The sequence below is a fragment of the Bifidobacterium sp. ESL1133 genome (assembly GCF_058107325.1).
The window spans coordinates 442,063-467,446 of sequence record NZ_JBYLUI010000001.1; the positions used below are offsets into that span (position 1 = coordinate 442,063).

Consider the following 25,384-nt stretch of genomic DNA (forward strand, 5'->3'; position numbering starts at 1 on the left):
ATACGAGCCAGCCACGGCGCGTGTCATGCTTCGTAGAACAACCGTTGTACCACGTCACGGCAACGCCGCATCACTGATTTGACATCGTTGTTGAAATACTGCCCTTGGTTCGCGTCGTACCCCAAAAACACAGCCACACCTCCCAAGGATTCGCTGTCGCTGGGCAGCACATCCGCCTGCCCGACTCGACCCGACCACAGGTAGTTGCCGTTGCGCGCCCCGGTACACATCCACCAAGCCTGACGCAACACGGCGGCATCCTCTGCACTCACCACGCCCTCCTGCTCCAATGCCGACAACGCATCCATGGTCGAGGTGGTGCGCAGCATCGAGTTCGCGCCGGCATGTTGCAATTGCAGCAACTGGACCGTCCATTCCACATCCGACAGTCCCCCGGCACCAAGTTTGAGATGCTGCTCTCGGCTCACACCACGCGGCAGACGTTCGGCTTCCATACGCGATTTGAGCATGCGAATCTCACCGACCTGCTCCTCGCCGAGCGGTTGACTCGGATAGCGCAGCGGGTCGGCAAGATTGGCGAGGAAATCTTCCGCCAGCGCATGATCGCCGGCTGCAGGTCGAGCACGAAGCAGCGCCTGACGCTCCCATGTGCTGAACCACCGGGTGTAATACGTTTCGCAGGAATCATATGAACGTATCACCGGACCGTTCTTGCCTTCCGGCCGCAGCCCCAAATCCAAGTCGATTCCCGGTTCCGCACTTACCGGCCCGAGGAGCACCTGTCTCAACTGTTCGGCCACAGCCTGAGCGAACCGCGCCGCTTCCGCGCTGTCCGCCGCGTCGAGACAGGGACGGTAGACGAGGATCGCATCGGCGTCAGAGCAGAAGTTCACTTCCCTGCCGCCGTACCGTCCCATCGCGATCACCGCAATCGCCGCTGGAGCCCGGTCAAGTTCAAACGCATGCGTCTGCACGAGAACGGACCATTGCAACGCCGCCTCAATCGCAGCATCGACCACATCGGTCATGGACTGCAGGCACGTGCCCTGGTCCATGACCCCACTCATCCAAGCCAACCCGATGCGCTCGATTTCATGACGTCTCATGGCACGCAATGATGTCGCGAATTCAGTGATGCGCTCAGGTGAGGAGTAACGTCGAGCGGTAGCCGAGCATTGTGCGTCAAGACTTGCACGACTGCGCGCCTGCAGCTTGCTGTCATCGCCAAGCCAAGTCACCGACTCCACCGAACGGCGCAGCGCTTCGCCCAACAGTCTCGAATTGGAAAGCACATGGCACAGGCGTTGAGCCGCTTGCGTTGAATCGCGAAGAAAACCAAGATATCCGCTATTGTCCCCGAATTGTTCTTCGAGTCTGCGCCAGGCAAGCAATCCCATGTCGGGGTTCTGTCCTTCAGAAAGCCATTTGAGTACCGCCGGCAGCAGAATACGGTTGATTTTCGCCGCGCGCGAGACACCCGAAGTCAGTGCGGCGACATGGCGCATGGCTTGGTCAGGGTCGGCAAAACCGATGGATTGGAACCGATCGCGTGTGGCACGCTCGTCGAGCGTGACCTGGTCTTCACTCAACTGCGCGCTGATGGGCAGCATGGGTCGGTAGTAGATGTCGGCATGCAGCCGTCGCACTTCACGACGTACGCTGTCGTACCGATTCACCAGCTCGTCGCCTAGCAAGCCGAACGCTCTGGACAAACGAGAGAGTTCCGGATTGTCGTTCAGCGCCGCATCACTGACACGACCTGAGGCGGCTCCGCCCAGCTCCGCCATGCCGCAGTCCGGAAACAGATGCGTACGCCGCAGCTGCCACATCTGCTGGCGATGCTCGAGCACTCGCTCGAATCGATAATCCTGGGACATGCGTTGTGACTGGCCTCGGGAAACGTAGCCTCCTTGCGTGAGCGCCGTCAACGCGTCCAGAGTGGAACGTCGGCGCAACGTCTCGTCGTAGCGGCCATGCACCAGCTGGAGCATCTGCACGGTGAACTCCACGTCGCGCAGTCCTCCTTTGCCGAGTTTGATCTCGCGTCCGCGCAGTTCGGGGGCAATATGCTCTTCGACTCGGGTACGCATCTTCTGGCAGTCGTTGACGAAGTTGTCGCGCGTGGACGCGCGCCATACCAACGGTTGAACCATGCTGATATACGCGTCGCCCAGGGCTTCGTCGCCTGCCGCGGCACGAGCTTTGAGCAGGGCCTGAAATTCCCAGTTCTTGGCCCATTTGGCATAATATCCCTCGTGTGAGGCAAGGCGCCTCACCAGCGGCCCGTCCTTGCCTTCCGGACGCAGCGCCGTGTCGATGGGCCATAGCGCAGGCTCCTGGACACCCGGCATGGCCGACCCGCAGATACGTGGCAGCATCGAGGCGATGCGTGTGCCCACACGGGTAAGTTCCGCAACATCAGGAGCATTGTTCGCTTGTGCTGGTTCCACCACATAAATCAAATCAACGTCGGACACATAGTTGAGCTCTTGAGCACCGAGTTTGCCCATGGCGATGATGGCAAACCTGCAACGCTCACTGCCTTCCACCGCGGCTTTGGCGATGGCGAGCGCCCCTTCCAGCGTGGCGTCCGCCAAATCGGAGAGCGCACGGCTGACGACCGGCTGTATTTCCAGTGGATCGGCTGCAGTTACGTCCATGGACATGATGGCTGCCAGCTGGTGGTGGTAGGTGCGTCGCAATGCCGATACGGCCTGTGGTTGGGGCATCGCCGATACCGGTGCCCCATCATGGTCTTGCGCGTTCACCGCTTTGAGCATGTGGTTCACGCGCCGCTCTCGGCTCCAGCGCGCCGACCCGCACTCGTCCAGCGCAGCGGCGCGTACCAGCGAGGGGCGGGTGCGCATGAGCTTGCCCATCTCGTCCGAGGCACCCAGCACTCCCATCAGCGCGAAGGCAGCGTTTCTGTTGTCCCATAGCTCGGACAGCTCTGTTGACATCTTGCCTTCAACTGCTCCATGCTGTGCAATACCGACGAGATTGCGCAGCGCGGTGTCTGGGTCCGCGCAGCGTCTGAGTGCCTCCATCAGCATTTCCACGCCTTGACTGCCGACACCGAGCGCAGTGAGTTGTGCGAACTGTTCCTTGGCTTCATCCAGATTACGCAATCCGGAACGGATCAGTTCGCGTGCGGATACTCCTGCCGACCGTGTGTTCATGGCTCCACTCTACTCGGGCGACAAACCATACGGGACGGCCGACCCTTCTTGTAATGACAACACGCAATGCACAGCAATCTCGCCTCTCGGAACGCTATTCACCGTCGTCACTGCGTATACCGCGACCACGTTTGATGGCCCGTGGCATCTGCCAGTCAAATATCACCGAAGCCAGGCGCATCGCCACCACCAGAGCTACCACCAGCAGGTCGAGTATCACTTCAGTGGCGAAGTTGATGTGGTGCGCCTCGAACGCTTTGGTCACCAACACCGCTAATATGCTGCCCACCGCAGCAGGGAAAGCATACCAGTGCCGATCACGCACGATAGAAGGCACGATGTTGAGCAATACATCTCGAATCAGACCGCCCCCCAGTGCCGTAAACAGCCCCATGAAGCAGGCCGTCATGCCCGAAGTCCCCATCATCAGCGCCTTCTGTGTGCCGTTGACCGCATACAATCCCAGCGCCAACGCATCCAGACTCAGCATGGTCCACTTGAGCCTATCTGCTTCCGGATACAGCACCGCCACTGCAGCGCTGGAAGCAAGGCAGGTGAGCACCAAGCCTTTGTCGGAGACACCCACGGGCGGCAGCGCACCAAGCAGCACGTCCCTGATGATGCCTCCGCCCAGTCCCGTCAGCCAGGCGGTAAGCATGATGGCCACAACATCGTAGCCTTTCTTGACCGCACACAGTCCACCGAGCAGCGCACAACAGAAGGTGGCCATATATTCCACCGCCAGGAAGAACACATTGCTTTCCAACGCCAGTTGCATGTCCACAGCCTTTCCGCATGCCGCCAGTGATTTCAGCCTATATTGTCTCCGGCGTTTTGGACAGTTTGCGGCCACAACACGCGGGGTCCACCCGCGATAAGCGAATGGACCCCGAGAGTCGGCAGACCGTCGCATGCATGCGTCAGCATGCCGCCATGTCTAACTCAGCACACCTTCCACATCCAGTTGTGCGGATCGTCAATCTCACCGAGCTGAATGCCAAGCAGTTCGTCACGCAGCTCGCAGGTGAACTTGCCGGACTGCCCGCCGCCGACCTCGACGTCGAACCGGTCGGACTTGAACCGCCCTATGGGGGTCACAATGGCTGCGGTACCACAGGCGAAGACCTCCGTCACTTCGCCGGACTTGATGTCCGCAAGCAAGTCGTCGAGCTTGATCATGGTCTCCACCACGTCCAGGCCGCGGTCATGCACCAGTTGGATGATCGAACGCCGCGTCACTCCGGGCAGAATGGTGCCGGTGAGCGAGGGCGTCTCCAGATGACCGTCCTTGTGGACGACGAACATGTTCATGCCGCCCAGCTCCTCCAAGTAGGTCTTCGTGGCCGCGTCCACGAAGCACACCTGTTCGCAGCCGTTGTCCTTGCCACGATATTCGCCGATCATCGAGGCGGCGTAGTTGCCACCGCACTTCGCGAAACCGGTGCCGCCGGGGCCTGTGCGGAACCACTTGTCCTCCACCCAAATGCTCACCGGTTTTACGCCGCCCGGGAAGTAGGGGCCGGAAGGCGAGGCAATGACGCAATAATCCACCTGCGCAGGGGCTCGCACACCGAGGAACGCCTCGGAGGCGAACATGAAGGGACGCAGATACAGCGTGTATTCGCGACGGCTCGGCACCCAGTTCACATCGGCGTTCACCAACGCACCCAGCGAACCAAGGAAGTCATCGGTGGACACCTCGGGCAGTTTCATACGTTTTGCCGAGTTCTGGAAACGTTCCGCATTGGCGTCGGGTCGGAACATCCACGTACTGCCATCGGCATGACGATAGGCCTTCAGCCCTTCGAAACACTCCTGTGCATAGTGCAGCACGGAGGCGCCTGGGTTCATCGGGATGGGGCCGAAGGGTTCCACGCGGCGGTCGGACCAGCCCTCACCGGCATTCCACTGCATGCGTGCCATGGAGTCCGAGAACACCTGTCCGAACGCCGGCTTGTCAATCATCTGCGCCCGCGTCTCCTCGGGAATCAGATGGTCGTTGGGCTCAACCGAAAACGCCTGGGACAGCGCGTTCAATGCCGCTGGGTCATGGTGAGATTGCTCAGTCATATGTCTCTTCCTCGCTCCGCCGCCGCGCGGCATCTCGAACTTGTGGCGCATTCGCGTCGTGCCAGCAGTTGTATCATGCCAGCAGACCCAATGCATGATTTTGCTCACCATATGGGCAGATTCGCGAACGAACATACGTCGCGCACCCCAAAAAGCATCACCCACCGGGTTGCAGCGCGGCATAGATATGAAAAGGCGACCAGCCCGAAGACCGGTCGCCTCTGCACTACACAGCATTCATCCAATGATGCCGCGACGTGTGACTCACTCGCTCTTGGCGGCCTCGCCCTCAGCGGCGGCCTCACCCTCGCCAGCGGCTGCACCCTCACCCTCGGCGGTGGTAGCGGTGGCGTCAGCAGGCACCACGACGCTGACCACGGATTCTTCGGGGTCGGTGTTCACCAGCTCGGAGCCCTCGGGCAGTTCGATGTCCTTGGCGAACACCTTGTCGCCGTCAGACATGCCATCGACGTTCACGGTGACGCGCTCGGGCAGGTTGGAGACGTCGGCGCGCATGGCCAGGTTCTGGATGTCGACGAACGCCACAGCGGCACCCTTCGGCGTACCTTCCACGAAGACAGGCACCTCGACCTCGATCTTCTCGCCGGCCTTGACCTCGAGGAAGTCGATGTGCTCAACGATGCGCTTGACAGGGTTGCGCTGCACGTCCTTGACGACCGCCATCTTCGACTCGCCGCCGAAGTTGATGGTGAACAGGGCGTTGGCACGACGCAGAGCCAAGGTCGCGTCGCGCATCGGCAGCTTGACGAAGGCGGGATCGTTGCCGCCGGCATAGATGGTGGCGGGAATCTGCTCAGCCACGCGCATACGGCGCGCAGCGCCCTTGCCGAATTCGTCGCGGACTTCGCCATCGATGGTAATGGTGTTTGCCATAGTCATAACTCCTTGAGTTCTCTTTGATGCCACTCGGGCGCTCCGATGCGCCGAAAGCGGCCTGAAACCCAAGCCGAATCAGCCCAGTCGATTACGGGAACCTGTCCCCTCGCCAGAGCCGGCAAGCACGGCCGACGCATTGTGCGCCATTCCTCAGCTTGCCAAATCATGGGCATTATAGCATCACGACAGCGACAAGCACAGTGCATGCCTAGAGAACATTGACGTTCTTACGCTACCGTAAGGTGACGGAACGAGAAAAACGCTCTAGAATACTTACAGAGAACCGTCACAAATCGAGGAGTAGTCCGTGTCAGCTTTTGCGTCACTCAGTACATCAGCCCAGAAGATTCTGCATCCGTTTGGAAAAGACGACGGTGCCAAAACCTCTGGCCATGAAGGCTCCGGCACCGCCAACGTCGTCGCCCCTAGCCTCGACACCAGCCATCTGCCCACGAACCACGAATGGGGCCCCGGTTACCCGACCCGCACGTTCATCGACGAGCGCACCGGGCTGCTGACCACCACCACTGCCGGCAACGAACCCATCGACGAGGGTATGTCAATCTATGACCTGTACGTGGACCGTGCCAAGCGCATGGGCGACGATCCGCTCTATACCTATCGTTCCGGCGACTCGTGGGAGACGAAAAGCGCGAACGAGTTCCTTGCGGATGTGCGCGCCGTGGCCAAAGGCCTCATGCATTACGGTCTGGGCAAGGGAGATGCGGTGGCGTTCATGAGCCGCACATCCTACGACTGGGATGTGGTCGATGCCGCCGTCATGGCGTGCGGCGGCGTGCTTGCCACCATCTACGAAACCGACTCGGCCGAGCAGATTCGCAATATCGTCAACAACTCCGACGCCCGTCTGCTCATCGTTGAAACGCGTGCCATGCAAGAGTCCGCAGACGGCACCGTGGAGGACTGCCCGAGTTTGGAGAAGGTGTACTGCCTGGAGATGGGCGCACTCGATGAGCTCAAGGCTTATGGCACATCCATTGACGACACGACGCTCGACGAGCGCATCGATTCGATCAGGAAGACTGACCTGTGCTCCATCGTCTACACGTCAGGTTCCACAGCCGCTCCCAAGGGCGTGGAGATGACACACGAACACTACTGCACCACCGCTCTCAACCTGCGTGACTACATGCCACGCCTGTTGCATCAGCGAGACAAGTCCGTGCTGCTCTTCCTCCCCCAAGCGCATACATTCGCCAGAGCCGTCAACTACATCGTCGTGGCCAGCGATCTGCACATCTACATATCCCAGGGCACCAAAACGCTGTTGAATGACCTGCAGGTGGCACGCCCCAGCGTCACCATCCTGGTGCCACGCGTGCTGGAGAAGGTCTACAACGCCGCTTCTCAAAAGGCCGGCAACGGCTTGAAGGGGCGCACATTCGCCGCAGCGGTCTCTACAGCGCAGCGCTACATGGCCGAGCAGCAGACCGGCACCATCAGTTTCACCACCCGGGCGAAGCGCAAAACCTATGATCCGTTGGTCTACAAGTCACTGCGCGAAGTGCTGGGCGGTCGTGCCGAATGGTTCGTCACCGGTGGCGCCCCGCTCGACCCTGAGCTTATCGCCTTCTTCCGTGGCGCCGACATTCCGGCCTATGAGGGATATGGTCTGACGGAGACCACCGCACCATGCGCGTTCAACCCTAAGGGAACGCCGTTCCATGCCGGTTCAGTCGGCATACCCTACCCCGGCTTCTCCATTCGTCTGGCCGCTGACGGCGAGGTGCAGATCAAAGGCACCTGCGTGTTCAACCGGTACCACAAGAACGATGAGGCCACCGAGTTGGCGTTCACGGACGACGGCTGGTACACCACCGGAGACCTGGGGCAAATAGATGAGAACGGGTTCCTGTACATCACCGGGCGCAAGAAGGATCTCATCATCACCGCAGGCGGCAAGAATATGGCCCCCGGCCCGGTCGAAGAGATTATCCAGCGATGCGATTTGGTCTCGCAGGCATTGGTGTTGGGAGACAAGCGTCCCTTTATCTCCGCTCTCATCACGCTGAACGAGGATGCCGTTCGCTCCTGGCTTGACGTGCAGCGTCTCGACCGCAATATGCCGATGGAGGAGGTCGCCACCAACGCGGTGGTGCGTGCCGAAATTCAAAAGTATGTGGATCAGGCCAACGAGGGGGTCTCCCGAGCCGAGTCGGTGCGTAAGTTCATCATCCTTCCCGAGGAGTTCAGCCAGGAGAACGGCCTGCTTACCGGATCGATGAAGGTCAAGCGTTCCGCAGTCATCGAGCGTTACACCAACGTGCTGAACACGCAGATGTACACCTCGCGCAAGTAGTCCCAGACAACGCACAGCGGAATCAATACAGGCGGTGCCCCGACTTACCTATGGTAACTTACCTATGGTCGTGGGCACCGCCTGTTGCGTATGTTTATGGTTTGTTCCCTTCACAAACCGATTCGTTCCTAGAACCCGAGTCGCTCAAGCTGCTTGGGGTCGGACTGCCAGCCTTTGGCCACTTTGACATGTAGGTCAAGCTTGGCTTTCTGCCCTACAATGCGGTTGATGGGAGTGCGCAGGCGCTTCTTGACCTGCACCAGGTGCTCGGCCTTGTGCCCGATGATGATGGGTTTTTGCGAGTCACGCTCAACGTACACCGAAACCAGTACGCGTGCTTTGCCGTCAGCGGTCTGCGGGTCATCGCTTTGCCCGGGGCGTTCGATGGAATCCACCACCACAGCCAAGGAATGAGGCAGCTCATCGTCCAGCTCCTCAAGGAACGCGCCACGAATCAACTCGGCGATGGTGTCTTCCGGAGCTTCCTCGCTCACCTGGTTTTCAGGGTACATTTGCGGACCTTCAGGCATGTTGTCGATGAGCACAGATTTGACTTCGTCCACATTGTCTTTCTCGAGCGCACTCACCGGCACGATGTCAGAGAAATCAGCGAACTGGGTGATCTCCATAAGCTTGGCCATCAGCTCTTTGTGGCTCAGTTCGTCGATTTTGGTCACCACTGCCACGAGCGGTACCTTCCACTCGAACGTTCCGTCGTCACGCTTACGGGCGAATGACTGGCGCAAACGGCTGAGGATGCGCTTGTCTCCCGGCCCGATCTCCTGATCTGCGGGGAGCAGGAACGCGATTTCGTCCACGTCGGAGAGCGATTCATCCACGATATCGTTGAGACGCTGACCAAGCAACGTACGTGGACGGTGAATGCCTGGAGTGTCCACCAACACCAGCTGAGCATCCTGCTGCGTCAGGATGCCGCGGATGGCCTTACGTGTGGTTTCCGGGCGCGAGGAGGCAATGGCGATCTGCGTGCCGATAAGCGCGTTGATGAGTGTGGACTTGCCTACGTTGGGGCGGCCTACCACGGCGACGAACCCGGAACGGTAGGGTCGCTCACCCTCCCGGCTTGGGGCAGTCGCGGAATGGTTTGATGGTGTTACGTCTTGCACGATGTTCCTTTACTTGGGGTACTGCTGATAAGAATGATTGCTGATGCTTTGACTGTAGATAGAGGTGCTGCTGCGCCTAGTCCTCATGCATACCGCTGTCATGCTCCGGCTCTTCGCCGCTGTCCGGCGGTTCAGCGCTTTGGTGTTCCGGCTCGACAACAATGGTGGATACTTTTTTGCGCCGTCCTGCCGAATCGACAGCGGTCAGCTTCAGTCCATGAGTGCATGCGCTCATGCCTACAATGGGCACACGGCCAAGCAGTTTGGTGAGCAGCCCATAGACGGTGTCCACGTCATCCTCGTCAATGCTGACTTCAAAAATCGATTCCAGATCCGTAATGGGCGCTCGTGCCGGCATACGCCATGTGCGCGCACCTACCTGCTCTGGATTCTGCCGCTGGGTATGGTCGTGCTCGTCTTCCAGCTCGCCCACAATCTGCTCGATGGCATCCTCGATGGTCACCATGCCGGCGATGCCGCCGTACTCGTCAGCCACCACAGCCACATGCTGGCGGGTGCGCTGCATCTCGTGGAACAAATCGTCCACAGGTTTGGATTCAGGCACCAGCGTGGGGTCTCGCACAATGGAGCTGACCGGCCGTTCCGTCGCCGAAGCGTTGAAAGCCACGGCCCTCACCGCATCCTTGAGATATGCCACGCCTTTGAGATCGTCGATGTCTTCTCCGATCACAGGAATGCGAGAATACCCGGAACGAGAGCACAGTTGGAGGAAGCCGCCCAAAGTTTCATCTTGGCCGGCACAGATCATATCGGTGCGCGGCACCATGATCTCACGGGTGAGTGTCTCACTCAACGTCAGCACATTGCCCAACATTTCCCCGACCTCAGGGTCGAAGTCTCCCGTCTCCACCAGTTGTTCGACCATCATGCGGCTCTGCTCACGCTGCAGACGCTCCAGCTGTTCGTCAGCAGAGAGTTCCGCACCGTGCCGTTCGCGCCCTTCTTTGCCTATTTCTCGGGCGAACGGAGTCAGTGCCGTGCATACCGTCAGCAGACGAGCCGAGGCGAGCATGGTATCGACCGGCCGCAACAGCCCGGGTGAATGCCGGCGAACCAGCACCGAAATCAGGGCCACAAGCACGGTGAAGACAAGGCCGACAATCAGAGTTGCCCATACCGGAGCGTCTAGCAAGGAGGCGATGACGGCAACAATGACGCCGCTCATCACGTTGCAGCATATGCGGAAGAACGCGCATGAGCTCGCGGTGCCTGAGCGGTCGGCGACCAGTCGCTGCACGCGGTGAATGCGATCGATCTTCTTGTGCTGCGCGAGTTTGCCCATCTCGCTGTCGGTCTGCACCTGCAGAATCCTGTTGTTCAGACTCGAGCGGGTCACACGGGTCACCGCAAACTCGTTCGACGCCATGCGTAGCGACAGCCATACCAGCAGTATCACCACAACGGACAGCACCGCCACCTCTATCATGGTCGTCACGCTCATGAGCGGTCCGCCCCCTTGTGCAAGGCATGATCTCCGTCTGTATGTTCGTCATCCCACTGGCTCAGCAGATCTTTGGACCCAGCAGGAAGTGAGGCTACCTCCAGCGGTTCGCTGCGCACCGCAATGAACGTGAGCAGCAGTTGGCGCTGCAGACCGAACATCTGCCGCTCCTCTTCAGGTGTGGCATGATCGTATCCGAGTAAGTGAAGCACGCCGTGAATGGTAAGGAGCATCATCTCCTCCATGACGGTGTGGCCTGCGGCCAAAGCCTGCTGTGCCGCCACCCACGGGCAGATCACGATGTCTCCAAGCACCCCTTCCATCACGTCGTTCCCGTTGCCGGGGCGCAACTCGTCCATGGGGAAGCTCATCACGTCGGTAGGGCCTTCAAGCTGCATCCAGCGCATGTGCAGCTGGGCAATCGGATCCGGGTCGACAAACAGAACCGTCAGGTCGGACTCCACACTCACCCGCATTTGGCTCATCACCCACAACCCCAACTCGGAGAATATCTTGGGGTTGATGTCCCACACAGTTTCGTTGGTGACTTCCACACTCATTGACGCGCCTCCCGCGCTTTGCTATGACGCCCTGCAGCACGGTTGCGCTGAGCAGCACGCTCATCGTAGGCTTCGACGATACGGCCAACCAGTTCGTGACGCACCACATCCCCGGCACCCAAATGAGCAAAAGCGATGTCGTCGATGCCACCGAGGATATGTTCGATGGTGGCCAGGCCAGAATGAGGCACTTGCAAATCCACTTGGGTCACGTCTCCGGTAATCACCATTTTCGTGTTGAAACCCAAACGCGTGAGGAACATCTTCATCTGCTGTTCGGTGGTGTTCTGCGCCTCGTCAAGGATAACGAATGCGTCGTTGAGCGTACGTCCACGCATGTAGGCCAGCGGCGCGACCTCGATGGTGCCGTCAACCATGTAGCGGTGCAGTTGCGCTGCACCGAGCATGTCGGAGAGTGCGTCATACAGCGGTCGCAGGTACGGATCGACTTTGTCGTTGAGCGTGCCCGGCAAAAAGCCAAGGCTCTCCCCCGCCTCCACTGCAGGCCGGGTGAGAATGATGCGACTGACCAGACCATCCTCGAATGCCCGCACTGCCTTGGCAACTGCCAAATAGGTTTTGCCGGTTCCTGCCGGTCCGATGGCAAACGTGATGGTGTGTTCCTCTATGGCACCCACGTAAGCCACTTGACCGGCTGTTTTGGCACGCACCGGTTCACCGGCCGCGACTGTGATGACGCCGGGTACACGAGACCGCCGGCGTTCTGCTCTGGAGCGTGCAGACTGCACATCCTCGTCTGTATTTTCATAAGGACCAGAGAACTGCCTGTGGCGTGCAGCAGACCGCGCACTATGTTGCGGTTGCCTGCCGGACAGCGATTCCCGACCAGTGGCATATTCGTGCTCGTCCGGCATCTCCCGCCCGGGGTGACGTATTGCCTGGCGGTCCAGCGCCCGTCTGACGGAATCCGCTTCCACCGGTGCGCTGTGTGCGGCCTCGATGATGTCTTGGATTATGCCTGCAGCCTGGCCGGCCTGCGCGTCATCGCGGGCTGAATACGCCTGCACTTCAATGCGATTGCCACGCACCAGAATGTCGACCTGTGGGAAGTTCTTCTCAACTTCAGCCAGCACACTATCCCCTGGTCCCAAGGCCGCCACAGGGTTAAGTTCTTCTGGAATGGTGATGACTCGTTTCGTTACCGCCACTGCTCTCCTACTCGTCCAACGTCTCGCCGGTCAACACGTGAGCATGCACGTGGAATACGGTCTGGCCGGCGTCTTCACCAGTATTGAAGATCAACCGGTAGGCACCGTGGAAATGCTCGTCGGCTATGTCCTGCGCCACTTCGATGATGTGTGCCAGAAGAGCGGGGTCTGCCTTTGCCAATTCAGCGACGTTGGCGTAATGCTGTTTCGGCACCACCAGAGCATGCACTTTGGCTTTAGGATTCAGGTCGGCGAAGGCATAGGTGGTGTCGTCCTCACGGATGCGCGTGCTAGGCACTTCTCCCGACACGATCTTGCAGAACAGGCAATCGTCACTCATAGTGCTCCTTAAACGGCCTGCGCCAAGGCGCCGACACACAGTTTTCCCACAGTTTGCTATATGTCTCTATGGTATTGCGGCTCCCCGATAATCCTCGGGCAGCTCAAGCAAACCGTCCCAACGCCCGGGCCAACAGCGAGAGCGCCACCGGGCCTGCAGTGGAGGCACGCATGATATTGGATCCCAGCACGCAGACCATGGCACCTGCATCGGCGAACATCTCCGCCTCTTTCTCGCTGACACCGCCTTCCGGCCCCACCACCACACTCACGGTGCGCGGTTTGCCGTCAGACAGGCAACGCTGCTCCATCTGCTCAACCCGACTCTCCACCCCATTCCAGGTTGAGGTGGCATCTTGATGAAGCACGACCACTAAGTCCCCGTGCACACAAGCGCGGCGGCACATCGCCACAATCTCTTTGCTGGGCACGCACTCACCGAGTTCCGGCTCCCATGAACGGCGAGACTGCTCCGTCGCCGCAACAAGCGTCTGACGCCATTTCCTATCGGTACGCCCGGGCTTCCATTTGGCTATGGAACGGTCGGCCTGCCAAGGCACCACTTCGTCCACACCAATCTGTGTGGCCATATCGATGGCTTGTTCGTCGTGTCCGGTTTTGGCCAGCGCCTGCACCAGACGCAGACGCGTCATGGGACGCTCGTCGGTGGTAAAACCAACCACTTGCGCCAGTCCTTCCTGTGCATCCACGATGCTTGCCTCAATGCGCAACCCTTTGCCATCGCTGAGTTGCAGGGTATCGCCCTCGCTCAAACGCATGGCAGCGATGGCGTGACGTTTCACGTCCGCAGGAAGCTTCACCGTCCACCCCTCTCGCAACTCATCGCGAGTGATGGGAGTATCGTCATGGTCAGTGTCGATAACGAAGAGAGGTGCGGTCATAAGTCCTCAGCCTATCCGCTTCCCTTGTCCGCGCGACACACCGGTATGGTCAAAACGCAACCCATGGTGTATAGTTTCTTCTGTTGCTTTTCAACGACACCTGCCCAGGTGGCGGAATGGTAGACGCGCAAGCTTGAGGTGCTTGTGCCTAATTTTACGGGCGTACGGGTTCAACTCCCGTCCTGGGCACCACATCACCCTTGAGATTTCTCAAGGGTTTTTGTTTATCCTGTCATTACCGAAGAAGGCCTGTATGCGTTTCATCACCATCGATTCCGTCAACGACGAACGCGTGGCAGCATACACCAGCCTTACCGAGCTGCAACTGCGTAACCGGCTGGAACCGGAAAAGGGCTTGTTCATCGCCGAGTCCCCCAAAGTAATAGAGCGGGCCATCGCTGCGGGGCGGGAACCGATATCACTGCTGGTGGAGCGCACTTGGATCGACGGCATGAGCGACATGTTCGCGCGCATCGAGGAACGTTGGGGCCAGGACGTGCCGGTGTATGTCGCTTCCCCTGAACTGTTGCACAGTCTGACCGGATATCCGCTGCACCGTGGAGCGATGGCTGCGATGCGTCGTTGGCCGCTGCCGAGCGTGGAAGAGATATGCCGGGATGCGCGCCGAGTGGCGGTGATGGAGAACATCGTAGACCATACCAACGTAGGTGCACTCATGCGCTCGGCTGCGGCACTTGACGTGGATGCCGTGCTCGTCTCCCCCTCATGTGGCGACCCGCTGTATCGCCGTGCCGCACGCGTTTCCATGGGCACGGTATTCCAAGTGCCATGGACGCGGCTGGTGCCTCCCAAGCCCTTCACCCATGAGGACGAGAACCGATGGTGGCCCAAAGAAGGACTGCGGCAACTGCACGACTTGGGCTTCACCACGGTGGCAATGGCGTTGCGCGACGACTCGGTAAGCCTGGACGAGCTCACCCGCAGACTCAACAACAACGAGAACGAGCCTGACCATATTGCCAAACTCGCTCTCATTTTCGGCACCGAAGGCGATGGACTCAACCCTCGCACCATAGCCGGTGCCGATCTGACGGTGCGCATCCCGATGAGCCACAATGTGGACAGCCTGAACGTAGCCGCATCCAGCGCGGTGGCTTTCTACGCCACGCGCATGCCACAACAGTGATTATTCGCGCAGAATCAGCAACTTTTACATACTAGTACTTCGGCATGTTGTCGAAGTTGAAACCGATGGCAGCCAGCTGTTCTCGACCTTCCGGGCGAATCTTATCGATGCTCCACTGCGGCTGCCACGTCCAATCGATGCGGAACTCCTCCACCAGACCAGCCAATACGCTGGCGCACTGATCTTCGATGAGCTCAGTCAGCGGGCATGCTGGAGTAGTCAGCGTCATGGTGATGATGGCTCGATTCTGGCTGTCAATCTCAATGCCGTACACCAAGCCCAAATCCACCACATCAATACCCAGTTCAGGATCAATCACCTGATGCAGAGCCTCGCGCACATCGGCGGCAGTCGCCTGCCCGATGCTGTCCACTGCAATGAGAGGGATATCAGCCTGGCTTTCAGCACTATTATCCGTGGCCGTACCCGCATCCGCACGAACGGAAGTGCTGTCATCCAACAGTGCCGCACCACCATCTTGAGCATCGCGACCAGCCTCATGCGACTCAGCGCGGTCTACCGACTCCGCTCGCTGTTCGGCTGCCTGCGCGATGGAATTGACCGATTGAGGCGAGGCCACTGCCTGACGCGCCGCATCCTCGTCCCCTAGCGCTGCGCTGGCGGACGCAAGAATTGACGACTGCGGTTCGGGCACCAGATTGCTTGTATCACTCATATTCCATCTTCCCTCTATATATTCCTACATACTATGCGATATATGCATATCAAAGCATTATTGTGCACGAGGTGCGCTGTCAGCGTCCGCAAGTGCCTTGGCCAGCGCATCCTTTAAACCGGCCCAACCCAACAGCGCGCACTTGATGCGCATCGGATACTTTGAAACACCTTGGAACACTACTGCATCTCCCAGAGCTTCCTCCTGTGTTTCATCGTCAAGGCCGGCGCCACGCGAGTTCATAAGCGTTTGGAACGCAGATTCCAACTCCATCGCCTCGTCCACGGTTTTACCGTCCACGAGATCGACCATCACCGAGAGGCTGGCTTGCGAGATGGAACATCCGCTGCCATCCCAAACCAGCCGCTCAATGCGCCGTGGCTCACTGCGAGACACCTCCACATGCACTGTGACCTGATCACCGCAGGTAGGGTTGAACTGGTGCGACTCCCCTGGCGTGCAATACTCGTGCGTGGCACGCACCGTGGTATCTGCTGCCGAAGTAGCACTGTCCGGCTCATGGGTCAAGTCCGCTGCAAAATGTTCACGACCATGAGGATGTTTCGACGCATCAAGAATGACTTCCTGATACATCTGCTCAAGCTCACTGCCGCTCATACCAAAGTCTTCCATACCTACACCTTAAAGAACGCGCGGACTTTGCCCACTGTCTCCACCAGGGCGCGCGCCTCGTCGAGCGTAGTGTACACGCCGGTCGAAGCACGGTTCGAAGCGTAGACACCGAAGTGACGATGCACCGGTTGGGCGCAATGATGCCCTACCCGAATCGCAATGCCTTGCGCATCCACAAACTGCCCCACATCATGCGGGTGCACTCCGTCCAAGTCGAACGCCACCGTACCGATACGGCGCTCATTGCATGTCGGTCCCAGCACACGAACCCCTTCGATGTCTGCAAGTTTCAACAATTCTGCGGTAATGGCGTGCTCGTGCTCCTCTACGTTGCTCATACCGATCTCACGCAGCCAGTCAGCCGCAACACCTGCAGCGACCACTTGAGCCACCGGCTGGGTTCCGGCTTCAAATTTGGCAGGAGGCGCCATATATTGCGCCGGCTGATCCATCCAAGCCAGTTCTACCATCGAACCGCCAAAGCTGGCCGGAGGTAACGCCTCAAGAAGCTCGCGTTTGCCATAGAGGAAGCCGACACCAGTGGGACCATACATCTTGTGTGCACTCCACGCGGCGAAGTCAACATCTAGCTGATGGAAATCCACCGCCATGTGTGGCACAGATTGGCATGCATCGAGCACTACCAAAGCCCCTACTTCGTGGGCACGACGCACGATGGGTGCCAGATCGGTAATGGCACCGGTCACGTTGCTCACCTGCGTGACCGCCACCACTTTGGTGCGTTCAGTAATCACTTCATCGGCACTGCCGGCAAGAATGCGCCCGTCGTCGCTTAGCTCGAACCATTTCAACATGGCACCAGTGCGCGCAGCCAGCTCTTGGAATGGCAGCAGTACCGAATGGTGCTCTGCCTTGGAGACTACAATCTCGTCTCCTGGCCCCAAAGCGAAACGCTGAGCGGCCGCTCCCCCGCGACCTTGCGATGCATTGCCGAAGGCGGTGGCCAAGAGGTTCAAACCGGCAGTAGCTCCGGCGGTAACCACGATTTCTTCTTCACCTTCGCGGCTTTGAGCTCCCACCAGTCGAGCCACTTTGCCGCGCGCTTCCTCGAACGCTACCGTGCTCTGCGCTGCCAGTTCGTGGGCGCCGCGATGCACACCGGCGTTGATGGTCTCATAGAATCGTGTTTCCGCATCGATCACACATTGTGGTTTCTGCGCTGTGGCTGCAGAGTCGAGGTAGACCAGAGGGTGGCCATGAATTTCTTGGTTCAGTATCGGAAACTGAGCGCGGATCGTTTCAGTATCAAGCATCCCAACGTCCCTTTCATCTGCCGTTTCCTGCCATTTGTGCCGCATATGTGTGGTCGGCATATAGCTACCACACTAGCAAACATCACCGATGCTAATGATATGCAAGAAAACGAATATCTACATGTATATCGTGTATCGGTGATGTATTTGCCTGTTCTGTTACTCGCGTTCAATCACACGCTGAGCATCATGCCAAAGCGGATTCCGAGTCCGAACCTTCCGGCAGATACTGGTCATATCCGGATTCTTCCAGCTCATCGGCCAGCTCGGGGCCGCCGGTCTTCACAAACTTGCCACCGGCGAACACGTGCACGATATCAGGCTTGATGTACTTGAGAATGCGCGTATAGTGCGTCACCATCAAAATACCCAAACCGGTGTTCTCCTTGGCACGGTTCACGCCTTCGGAGACGATGCGCAACGCATCGACGTCAAGACCGGAATCAGTCTCATCCATGATGGCGAACTTGGGTTTGAGCAGCTCAAGCTGCAGCACTTCGGCGCGCTTCTTCTCACCGCCCGAGAAGCCCTCGTTCACGGAACGCGAGGCAAATTTGGGATCCATGCGCAGCTTCTTCATCGCTTCACTCAGCTCCTTGCCCCAAGTGCGCAACTCAGGAGCCTGCCCATCGACCTCAGTCTTGGCGGTACGCAGGAAGTTCGTCATCGAGACGCCCGGCACCTCGACGGGGTACTGCATAGCCAAGAAAAGACCCTTCTTGGCACGCTCGTCCACAGTCATCTTGAGCAAGTCCTCGCCGTCGAGGAGTACCTCGCCGGAATCCACGAAATACTTGGGGTGGCCTGCGATGGTGTACGCCAACGTGGACTTGCCGGAACCGTTGGGTCCCATGATGGCGTGAGTCTCATTCGAATTCACCGTCAAGTTGGCACCTTTGAGAATCTGCTTGCGCCCTTCTTTGGTTTCCACCGAGGCGTACAGGTCTTTGATCTCCAATGTCGACATAGTTACTTCTCCTCCAATACGGCCTGCATTTGCGCGGACTCACCACGGGCCAGACGACGGTCAATCACGTTCATAAGATGTTCGGAAATAGCTGGGATACCAATCTGCTCCACCAGTTCACCAAAGAAACCACGCACCACCAGTTTGCGCGCATCCACCTCGGATACGCCACGGGACTGCAGGTAGAACAGCTGTTCGTCGTCGAAACGACCGACCGAGCTGGCATGACCGGCACCGACGATATCACCGTTTTCAATCTCCAGATTCGGTTCGGAATCGGCGATGGCGCCGTGCGTGAGCACCAGATTGCGGTTGAGCTCGTAGGAGTCCGTGCCTGGCGCTGTCGGTTCGATGAGCGCGTTGCCCACCCAAGTGGAGTGCGCGCCCTCACCGTCGAGCGCACCCTTGTACACCACGCGGGACTTGCAGTCGGGATGGTTGTGCACCACCATGGTGCGGTGCTCGATATGCTCGCCCGGATCCACGAAGTAGATGCCGAGCATGTTCAGATCGCCCTGCTCTCCGCCGAAGTCCTGATCCATACGAATACGCACCACATCGCCGCCAAGTGTGACCACGGAGTGACGCAGTGTGGCGCCTGCACCCACATGGATGCGATGGTTGCCGACTTGTTTGGAACCTTTGTCCCATTCCTGAACGAAGGTGGTCGAGACCTTGGAGTTCTGCCCCGTCTCGATTTCCACACCTTCTGCCAGGCGAGCCTTGCCTTGATGCTCCACCACGATATCGGCGGTGCAGCCGTCGTCGACCTTAAGCACCAAGTGCAGAGAATCCAAATCGAGTCCTGCACCATTGACTTTGACCAGTACCGGCTGGGTCAGGTCAGCGGTAACGTGCACAAGTGTGGACTCAGTGCCGACGTTCCACTCCACAGCAGAGACGCGGTCGTTGGGTTTCATCACCGTTCCTGAAGGAGCGGTGGCGCGCGCAATACGTTCCACACGTACCACAGTCTCGTCAAGAGCGGTACCGTCGATGTTGGAGACACTCACCTCGGTTTCGGAACTTGGTTGGAACACGTCGAAGAATTCTTCGAGACGTTCCACAGGGGTGTAGCGCCAGTCTTCCTGACGACGAGTGGGAACCGCAAATGCGTCAACGCTGAACGAGCGTGGCGCGCGGTCAGCGCTGGACGGCATGGCCGCAGGCACCGCATACGGGTCGTTGGGGTCCGCCACTGGAATGTTGATTTCTGTTGTATCTGCCATCGAATCAGCCCACCGATCCTTCCATCTGTAGCTCGACAAGTCTATTGAGTTCCAAGGCGTATTCCATCGGCAGCTCGCGGCTAATGGGCTCCACAAACCCGCGCACAATCATGCCCATGGCCTCCTCCTGCGCCAGACCTCGGCTCATCAGGTAGAAGAGCTGGTCTTCGGAGACCTTGGAGACCGTGGCCTCGTGGGCCATGGAGACGTCGTCCTCGCGTACATCCACATGCGGATAGGTGTCGGAACGGGAATAGTCATCCACCAGCAGTGCGTCGCACACCACCGAGGAACTTGAATCGTAGGCACCATCAACCACCTTCACCAAGCCGCGGTAAGCCGCTCGCCCGCCTGCGCGAGAGATGGACTTCGACACGATGGTGGAGCTGGTGTGAGGGGCCAGGTGAATCATCTTGGCACCGGTGTCTTGGTATTGCCCTTCACCTGCAAAGCCCAAGGAGAGCGTTTCCGCTTTGGCATACGGCTCAGCCAAGATGCACGCCGGGTATTTCATGGTAGCCTTGGAACCGATGTTGCCGTCCACCCATTCCATGGTGCCGCCCTCCTTGACGTAGGAGCGCTGGGTGACTAGGTTGTAGACGTTGTTCGACCAATTCTGCACGGTAGTGTAGCGCACGCGGGCATGCTTTTCGACAACGATTTCCACGTTGGCCGCATGCAGCGAGTCAGTGGCGTAGATGGGTGCGGTGCAGCCTTCCACATAGTGCACGTACGAGCCTTCGTCAGCGATGATGAGCGTGCGCTCGAACTGCCCCATGTTGGGTGTGTTGATGCGGAAGTACGCCTGCAACGGAATCTCGACGTGTACTCCCTTGGGAACATACACGAACGAACCGCCTGACCATGCCGCTGTGTTCAGTGCGGCGAACTTGTTGTCGTCCGGCGGGATGACAGTCGCGAAGTATTTCTTGACCAATTCGGGATACTCGCGCACTGCGGTGTCGGTGTCCACAAAGATGACGCCTTGCTTGGCCAGATCATCCTGAATGGAATTGTAAATCACTTCGGACTCGTACTGTGCTGCCACGCCGGAAACGAGCCGGTTCTTCTCTGCGTCGGGGATGCCAAGCTTGTCGTAGGTGTTGCGGATGTCATCGGGCAGATCATCCCACGTGGCGGCCTGCTTGTCAACCGGCTTGACGTAATACTTGAAGTCGTCAGCGTTGAAATCGGTCAGATCCACACCCCACTGGGGCATCGGCTTCTCCAAGAAGGCACGGTAACCCTGCAACCGATAGTCGAGCATCCACTCCGGCTCGTTCTTATCGGCGGAAATGGCGCGAATCACATCCTCATCGATGCCCTTTTTTGCCGCCTCGCCTGCAGCATCGGAGTCATGCCAGCCGTAGTTGTAATCTCCGAACTGGTCGATGATCTCGTCATCCTGTTTGATTTTATCCTCGTTGACGCGTTCTCGATCGGCCACATACTGGCTCATCTCCGCATCGGACGCGGTACCTGGGGCTGTCTGTTGTGTCACCTCGCGGCGCCTCCCCTCCATTGATTGAACATAGAATTCACGCCCTAATCTATCAGAAGCAGAGGGGAAGCGCCAAAGTGGTGAGCGCCCTGTCAGCGAAAAGTAACATACATCACGTTTTGCATGTTACTTTTCACAAACACAACTCACTGCATCACGCGTTCTCGCGAGCTGCCTGATGGTCGAGCGCCGCCTTGACAAGACCCTTGAAGAGCGGATGCGGCTTGGTGGGACGGGACTTGAACTCGGGATGTGCTTGGGTACCCACATAGAAGGGATGCACGTCCTGAGGCAGCTCGACGAATTCGGTAAGCTCACCATCCGGGCTCTGTCCACTGATTACCAGACCGGCTTCGCGCAGACGATCCTTGTAAGCCACGTTCACCTCGTAGCGGTGGCGATGACGCTCGGTAACGTCGGTGCGTCCGTACAGCTGTGCAACCAGTGAGCCTTCCTCAAGCGTCGCCGGGTAGGAGCCCAAGCGCATGGTGTGCCCCATGTCGCCGTTGGCAAGGATGTCCTTCTGCTCTTCCATGGTGGCGATGACCGGATTCTTGCAGTCTGTTTCGAACTCAGAAGAACCAGCATCCTCAAGGTGCAGCACATCGCGCGCATATTCGATGACAATGGATTGCAATCCCAAGCACAGGCCAAGTGCCGGCAGCTTGTGCTCACGCGCATACCGCAGGGCGCCAATCTTGCCTTCGATGCCTCGAATACCGAATCCGCCGGGGATGACGATACCGTCCATCTCACGCAGTTCCGCTTCGGCGCCGGCTTCGCTCTCACACAGGTCGGCAGCCACCAGTTTGACATTAACCTTGGCCCAGTTGCCGAAACCGCCGGCCTTCACCGCCTCGATCACCGACAGGTAAGCATCGGGCAGATCGATGTACTTGCCCACCACAGCGATGTTCACCTCATGCTTGGGGTGGTGCACGCGCTCCAGCAAATCGTCCCATTCTGCCCAATCCACGTCGTGGAAGGCCAGCTTGAGTTTACGGACCACATATGTGTCGAGCCCTTCATTGAACAGGATCTTCGGCACGTCGTAGATGGAGTCCGCATCCACGCAGTTGACGACGCCCTCAGCGTCCACGTCGCACATCAGCGCGATTTTGTCTTTGATGGAATCCGCCAACGGCCTGTCGCTACGCAGCACCAGTGCGTCGGGTGTGATGCCGAGCTGGCGCAAGCTCATCACCGAATGCTGGGTGGGCTTGGTTTTCAGTTCGTGAGCCGCCGGCAGGTACGGCACCAGGGAGACATGCACGAACATGCAGTTCTCAGGCCCCAGTTCGCGGCGCACCTCACGTGCGGCTTCCATGAAGGGCTGTGATTCGATGTCTCCGACGGTACCGCCGATTTCGGTGATGATGACGTCGACGTCAGGGCCTGCCTGCGCACGCATGCGGCTCTTGATCTCGTTGGTGACGTGCGGAATCACCTGCACGCACTGGCCGAGATACTTGCCGGCGCGCTCTTTTTCAAGCACCGACTGATAGATCTGGCCGGTAGTGACATTGGCCTTCTGGGACAGGAACACATCGAGGAAACGCTCGTAGTGGCCGATGTCCAGATCGGTCTCAGCACCATCTTCGGTGACGTAGACCTCACCATGCTGGAAGGGGTTCATCGTTCCTGGATCCACATTGATATAGGGATCGAGCTTTTGCTGCAGAACGTGGATGCCTCGGCTGCGCAGCAGGCGTCCGAGCGAGGAAGCCGTCAGACCTTTACCTAAGGATGAAACGACGCCACCAGTGACAAAAATGTGCTTGGTTACATGGGCTTTGGGATTATCGTGATTGCTACTTGCCATGGGACTCCAATTTATCATGTCTCTACGACTCGGCGTTTCGCTCTGAGCCGTCCGCCATGAGGTGCGCCACTGCCTCAAGAGCGAGATAGTACCCGAAGAAGCCCATACCGGTTATGGTTCCTGTGGCCACGGGGCTGATCACACTGTGCTTGCGGAACGTGTCACGGGCCGAAGGGTTGGAGATATGCACTTCCATCAGCGGCAGGCCTGCGTCGGTGACCATGTGCGCCGCGTCCGCCAAACCGTAGCTGTAATGGGTGAATGCCGCCGGGTTCATGACCACCGGCGTGCCCTCATCCACTGCCTGGTGCATCCACCCGATGACTTCAGCTTCGTCATCAGACTGGCGCACTTCCACGTCCAGACCGAACGTGCGCCCCCACTCCCCGCAGTCGCGGCGTAAGGTGTCCAGATTTTGATCGCCGTAAATATCCGGCTCGCGTACACCGAGACGACCTAGATTAGGGCCATTAACTACTATTACTCTTTGCATATATACACCTCTTATGGACGGATGCGACGGAATGCTTCTTCAAGAATGTCTTCGGGGGGACCTTCGACAACCATGGGATCGCCAAGACCCCGCAGCACCACAAACCGAAGCGTATTGCCCCGAGTTTTCTTATCGCGATGCATGAGCTTGAGCACGCGGTTCCATGAACCGCCGCCCCACTGCACCGGCAGTCCCAAAGATTGCAGAAGGTTTCGGTGCAGCGCCACCTCATCCTCATCCAGATAGCCGAGCAGACCTGAGAGTTCGGCGGCGAATACGCAACCGACCGCCACAGCATTGCCATGACGCCAACGGAAGTGCTCGATTTGCTCGATGGCATGGCCCAACGTGTGCCCGTAGTTGAGGAATTCGCGTAGTCCCGCCTCTCGCAGATCGCTGGAGACATGATGTGCTTTCACTCTCACTGTGCGCTCGATCAGCTCCCCAACCACGGGTTCAAGCGACGAGCCCAAGAACGACGCACCGTCAAAACCTCGCAGTTCAGCGGCATGGTCCTCGAGAATGTTAAGAATCTCACCATCGCGAATAAAGCCCGACTTGGCCACTTCCCCGAGCCCCTCGGTAAAAATATCCGCAGGCAGGGTCTGCAGTGTGCGAGTGTCCGCCAGCACAGCGGCCGGCGTATAGAACGAACCTACCAGGTTCTTGCCTTCCGCGGTGTTGATGCCGGTTTTACCGCCTGTTGACGCATCTACCATGGCCAGCAGCGACGTGGGACAGTTCACGTAACGGATGCCGCGCATCCACGTGGCGGCGATGAATCCAGCCACATCGGTGGCCGCTCCCCCGCCAAGCCCCACGATGGCATCGGAACGAGTAAAGCCGGTAGACCCCAGGCGCTGCCACACACCGGATGCCACATCTATGGTTTTGCCTTCCTCGGCATCGGGAATGACGATGTCACTCACCTCGTACCCGGCCCGACGCAAGGCAGTACGCGCCTGATCGCTGTGCCGCCCCACACTTGCCGTATGAATCAACGCCACTCGCAAGGCCTTCTGCCCCACTGCGTCAGCCAGTGCGTTCATTGCACCCTCGCCAATGCTCACATCATATGGCTCAATGCCTGCACCGTCGACGTGTACCATTCGTGTCTCTATCATGTTCTTCAACTTTCTCGCAGCGCCTCTCGGCGTGGAACCGTGCGTGCGGACGGTACAATTAGCGATCGCTCGGAACACCGGGTCGCGTTGTTCAAACAGCCTCTCCCAGTTGGCTTGAGCATCACCGTTGAGCATGGGACGACCACCCGCTTTGGTGGCTCGGGTCATGGCCTCGGTTTTATCCGCCTCAAGGTAGATGAGTTTGCCGCCACGCCGCACATATCGTTCCAGCTCATCGCGCACGCCTGGGGTCATGGGCGCGCCTCCACCCAGCGCCACCACACCGCTTCTCTCAGCGAGCAGATCGGTCACGGTCTGCTCTTCGACCTCACGGAACCGGCGTTCACCATAGCGCTTGAAATAAGCGGGGATGGGCATGCCTTCACGCCGTTCGATGGCATGATCGGCATCGGTGAAATCCACACCGAGCATATGTGCGGCCTCGCGCCCCACACGCGTTTTCCCAGCTCCGGGCATTCCGATAATCACCGCTAACGGTTGCATGCCTGACTCCTCTACAACTATCTGACTA

Annotated in this window: 21 protein-coding genes and 1 tRNA gene; 3 read left to right on the forward strand and 19 right to left on the reverse strand. The window is 58.8% G+C overall.

Annotated features, from left to right (window positions below):
* Positions 1-23: 23 nt before the first annotated feature.
* The 4 genes from AC3B5A_RS01805 to AC3B5A_RS01820 all read right to left on the reverse strand — a co-directional run bounded on the left by AC3B5A_RS01805 (position 24) and on the right by AC3B5A_RS01820 (position 6,104).
* Complete coding sequence (locus tag AC3B5A_RS01805) at positions 24-3,140, reverse strand: bifunctional [glutamine synthetase] adenylyltransferase/[glutamine synthetase]-adenylyl-L-tyrosine phosphorylase (RefSeq protein WP_489798339.1); 3,117 nt, start codon at positions 3,138-3,140, stop codon at positions 24-26.
* A 94-nt stretch (positions 3,141-3,234) separates the two neighbouring features.
* Complete coding sequence (locus tag AC3B5A_RS01810) at positions 3,235-3,918, reverse strand: trimeric intracellular cation channel family protein (protein ID WP_489798522.1); 684 nt, start codon at positions 3,916-3,918, stop codon at positions 3,235-3,237.
* 164 nt (positions 3,919-4,082) lie between these two features.
* Positions 4,083-5,210 (reverse strand): branched-chain amino acid aminotransferase, encoded by a 1,128-nt coding sequence (locus AC3B5A_RS01815; protein WP_489798341.1) that lies wholly within the window; start codon positions 5,208-5,210, stop codon positions 4,083-4,085.
* Positions 5,211-5,474: 264 nt separating this feature from the next.
* Positions 5,475-6,104: a 50S ribosomal protein L25/general stress protein Ctc gene (locus AC3B5A_RS01820; RefSeq protein WP_489798342.1), complete on the reverse strand. Its 630-nt coding sequence runs from the start codon at positions 6,102-6,104 to the stop codon at positions 5,475-5,477.
* A 310-nt stretch (positions 6,105-6,414) separates the two neighbouring features.
* Here AC3B5A_RS01820 and AC3B5A_RS01825 point away from each other — a divergent pair, with 310 nt between their 5' ends.
* Positions 6,415-8,427, forward strand: coding sequence for an AMP-dependent synthetase/ligase (locus tag AC3B5A_RS01825; RefSeq protein WP_489798344.1), 2,013 nt, complete (start codon positions 6,415-6,417; stop codon positions 8,425-8,427).
* Between the two features lie 128 nt (positions 8,428-8,555).
* Here the strand turns inward: AC3B5A_RS01825 and era are convergent, their stop codons facing one another.
* The 6 genes from era to AC3B5A_RS01855 all read right to left on the reverse strand — a co-directional run bounded on the left by era (position 8,556) and on the right by AC3B5A_RS01855 (position 13,986).
* Positions 8,556-9,554, reverse strand: coding sequence for a GTPase Era (gene era, locus AC3B5A_RS01830; RefSeq protein WP_489798346.1), 999 nt, complete (start codon positions 9,552-9,554; stop codon positions 8,556-8,558).
* 76 nt (positions 9,555-9,630) lie between these two features.
* Positions 9,631-11,016 carry a hemolysin family protein gene (locus tag AC3B5A_RS01835; RefSeq protein ID WP_489798348.1) on the reverse strand — a complete coding sequence of 462 codons (1,386 nt, stop codon included), beginning with the start codon at positions 11,014-11,016 and terminating at the stop codon, positions 9,631-9,633.
* A complete protein-coding gene (gene ybeY, locus AC3B5A_RS01840) occupies positions 11,013-11,576 on the reverse strand; it encodes an rRNA maturation RNase YbeY (protein ID WP_489798349.1) in 564 nt (187 codons plus the stop codon). Before ybeY ends, AC3B5A_RS01835 begins: the two co-directional genes overlap by 4 nt.
* Positions 11,573-12,745, reverse strand: a complete 1,173-nt coding sequence (locus AC3B5A_RS01845; RefSeq protein ID WP_489798351.1) for a PhoH family protein — start codon at positions 12,743-12,745, stop codon at positions 11,573-11,575. Before AC3B5A_RS01845 ends, ybeY begins: the two co-directional genes overlap by 4 nt.
* A 7-nt stretch (positions 12,746-12,752) precedes the next feature.
* Entirely contained in the window at positions 12,753-13,085 is a 333-nt protein-coding gene (locus tag AC3B5A_RS01850; protein ID WP_489798353.1) for a histidine triad nucleotide-binding protein, read from the reverse strand.
* Positions 13,086-13,188: 103 nt separating this feature from the next.
* Positions 13,189-13,986 carry a 16S rRNA (uracil(1498)-N(3))-methyltransferase gene (locus tag AC3B5A_RS01855; protein WP_489798355.1) on the reverse strand — a complete coding sequence of 266 codons (798 nt, stop codon included), beginning with the start codon at positions 13,984-13,986 and terminating at the stop codon, positions 13,189-13,191.
* A gap of 102 nt (positions 13,987-14,088) precedes the next feature.
* Here AC3B5A_RS01855 and AC3B5A_RS01860 point away from each other — a divergent pair.
* A tRNA-Leu gene (locus tag AC3B5A_RS01860) sits at positions 14,089-14,178 on the forward strand.
* A 61-nt stretch (positions 14,179-14,239) separates the two neighbouring features.
* Entirely contained in the window at positions 14,240-15,133 is an 894-nt protein-coding gene (locus tag AC3B5A_RS01865; RefSeq protein ID WP_489798356.1) for a TrmH family RNA methyltransferase, read from the forward strand.
* A gap of 31 nt (positions 15,134-15,164) precedes the next feature.
* Here AC3B5A_RS01865 and AC3B5A_RS01870 read toward each other — a convergent pair whose 3' ends face one another.
* The 9 genes from AC3B5A_RS01870 to AC3B5A_RS01910 all read right to left on the reverse strand — a co-directional run bounded on the left by AC3B5A_RS01870 (position 15,165) and on the right by AC3B5A_RS01910 (position 25,356).
* A complete protein-coding gene (locus tag AC3B5A_RS01870; RefSeq protein WP_489798357.1) occupies positions 15,165-15,809 on the reverse strand; it encodes a metal-sulfur cluster assembly factor in 645 nt (214 codons plus the stop codon).
* A 57-nt stretch (positions 15,810-15,866) separates the two neighbouring features.
* Complete coding sequence (sufU, locus tag AC3B5A_RS01875) at positions 15,867-16,442, reverse strand: Fe-S cluster assembly sulfur transfer protein SufU (RefSeq protein ID WP_489798359.1); 576 nt, start codon at positions 16,440-16,442, stop codon at positions 15,867-15,869.
* Positions 16,443-16,444: 2 nt separating this feature from the next.
* Positions 16,445-17,716, reverse strand: a complete 1,272-nt coding sequence (locus AC3B5A_RS01880; protein ID WP_489798361.1) for a SufS family cysteine desulfurase — start codon at positions 17,714-17,716, stop codon at positions 16,445-16,447.
* 187 nt (positions 17,717-17,903) lie between these two features.
* The gene (gene sufC, locus AC3B5A_RS01885) at positions 17,904-18,683 is read right to left on the reverse strand and encodes a Fe-S cluster assembly ATPase SufC (RefSeq protein WP_489798363.1); all 780 of its coding nucleotides are present in this window, start codon (positions 18,681-18,683) and stop codon (positions 17,904-17,906) included.
* Between the two features lie 2 nt (positions 18,684-18,685).
* The gene (gene sufD / locus AC3B5A_RS01890; RefSeq protein ID WP_489798365.1) at positions 18,686-19,912 is read right to left on the reverse strand and encodes a Fe-S cluster assembly protein SufD; all 1,227 of its coding nucleotides are present in this window, start codon (positions 19,910-19,912) and stop codon (positions 18,686-18,688) included.
* Positions 19,913-19,916: 4 nt separating this feature from the next.
* The gene (gene sufB / locus AC3B5A_RS01895; RefSeq protein ID WP_489798367.1) at positions 19,917-21,434 is read right to left on the reverse strand and encodes a Fe-S cluster assembly protein SufB; all 1,518 of its coding nucleotides are present in this window, start codon (positions 21,432-21,434) and stop codon (positions 19,917-19,919) included.
* A gap of 133 nt (positions 21,435-21,567) precedes the next feature.
* Positions 21,568-23,235, reverse strand: coding sequence for a CTP synthase (gene pyrG, locus AC3B5A_RS01900; protein ID WP_489798369.1), 1,668 nt, complete (start codon positions 23,233-23,235; stop codon positions 21,568-21,570).
* 22 nt (positions 23,236-23,257) lie between these two features.
* Complete coding sequence (locus AC3B5A_RS01905) at positions 23,258-23,728, reverse strand: type II 3-dehydroquinate dehydratase (RefSeq protein WP_489798371.1); 471 nt, start codon at positions 23,726-23,728, stop codon at positions 23,258-23,260.
* An 11-nt stretch (positions 23,729-23,739) separates the two neighbouring features.
* Positions 23,740-25,356, reverse strand: a complete 1,617-nt coding sequence (locus tag AC3B5A_RS01910) for a bifunctional shikimate kinase/3-dehydroquinate synthase (protein ID WP_489798373.1) — start codon at positions 25,354-25,356, stop codon at positions 23,740-23,742.
* Positions 25,357-25,384 lie beyond the last annotated feature (28 nt).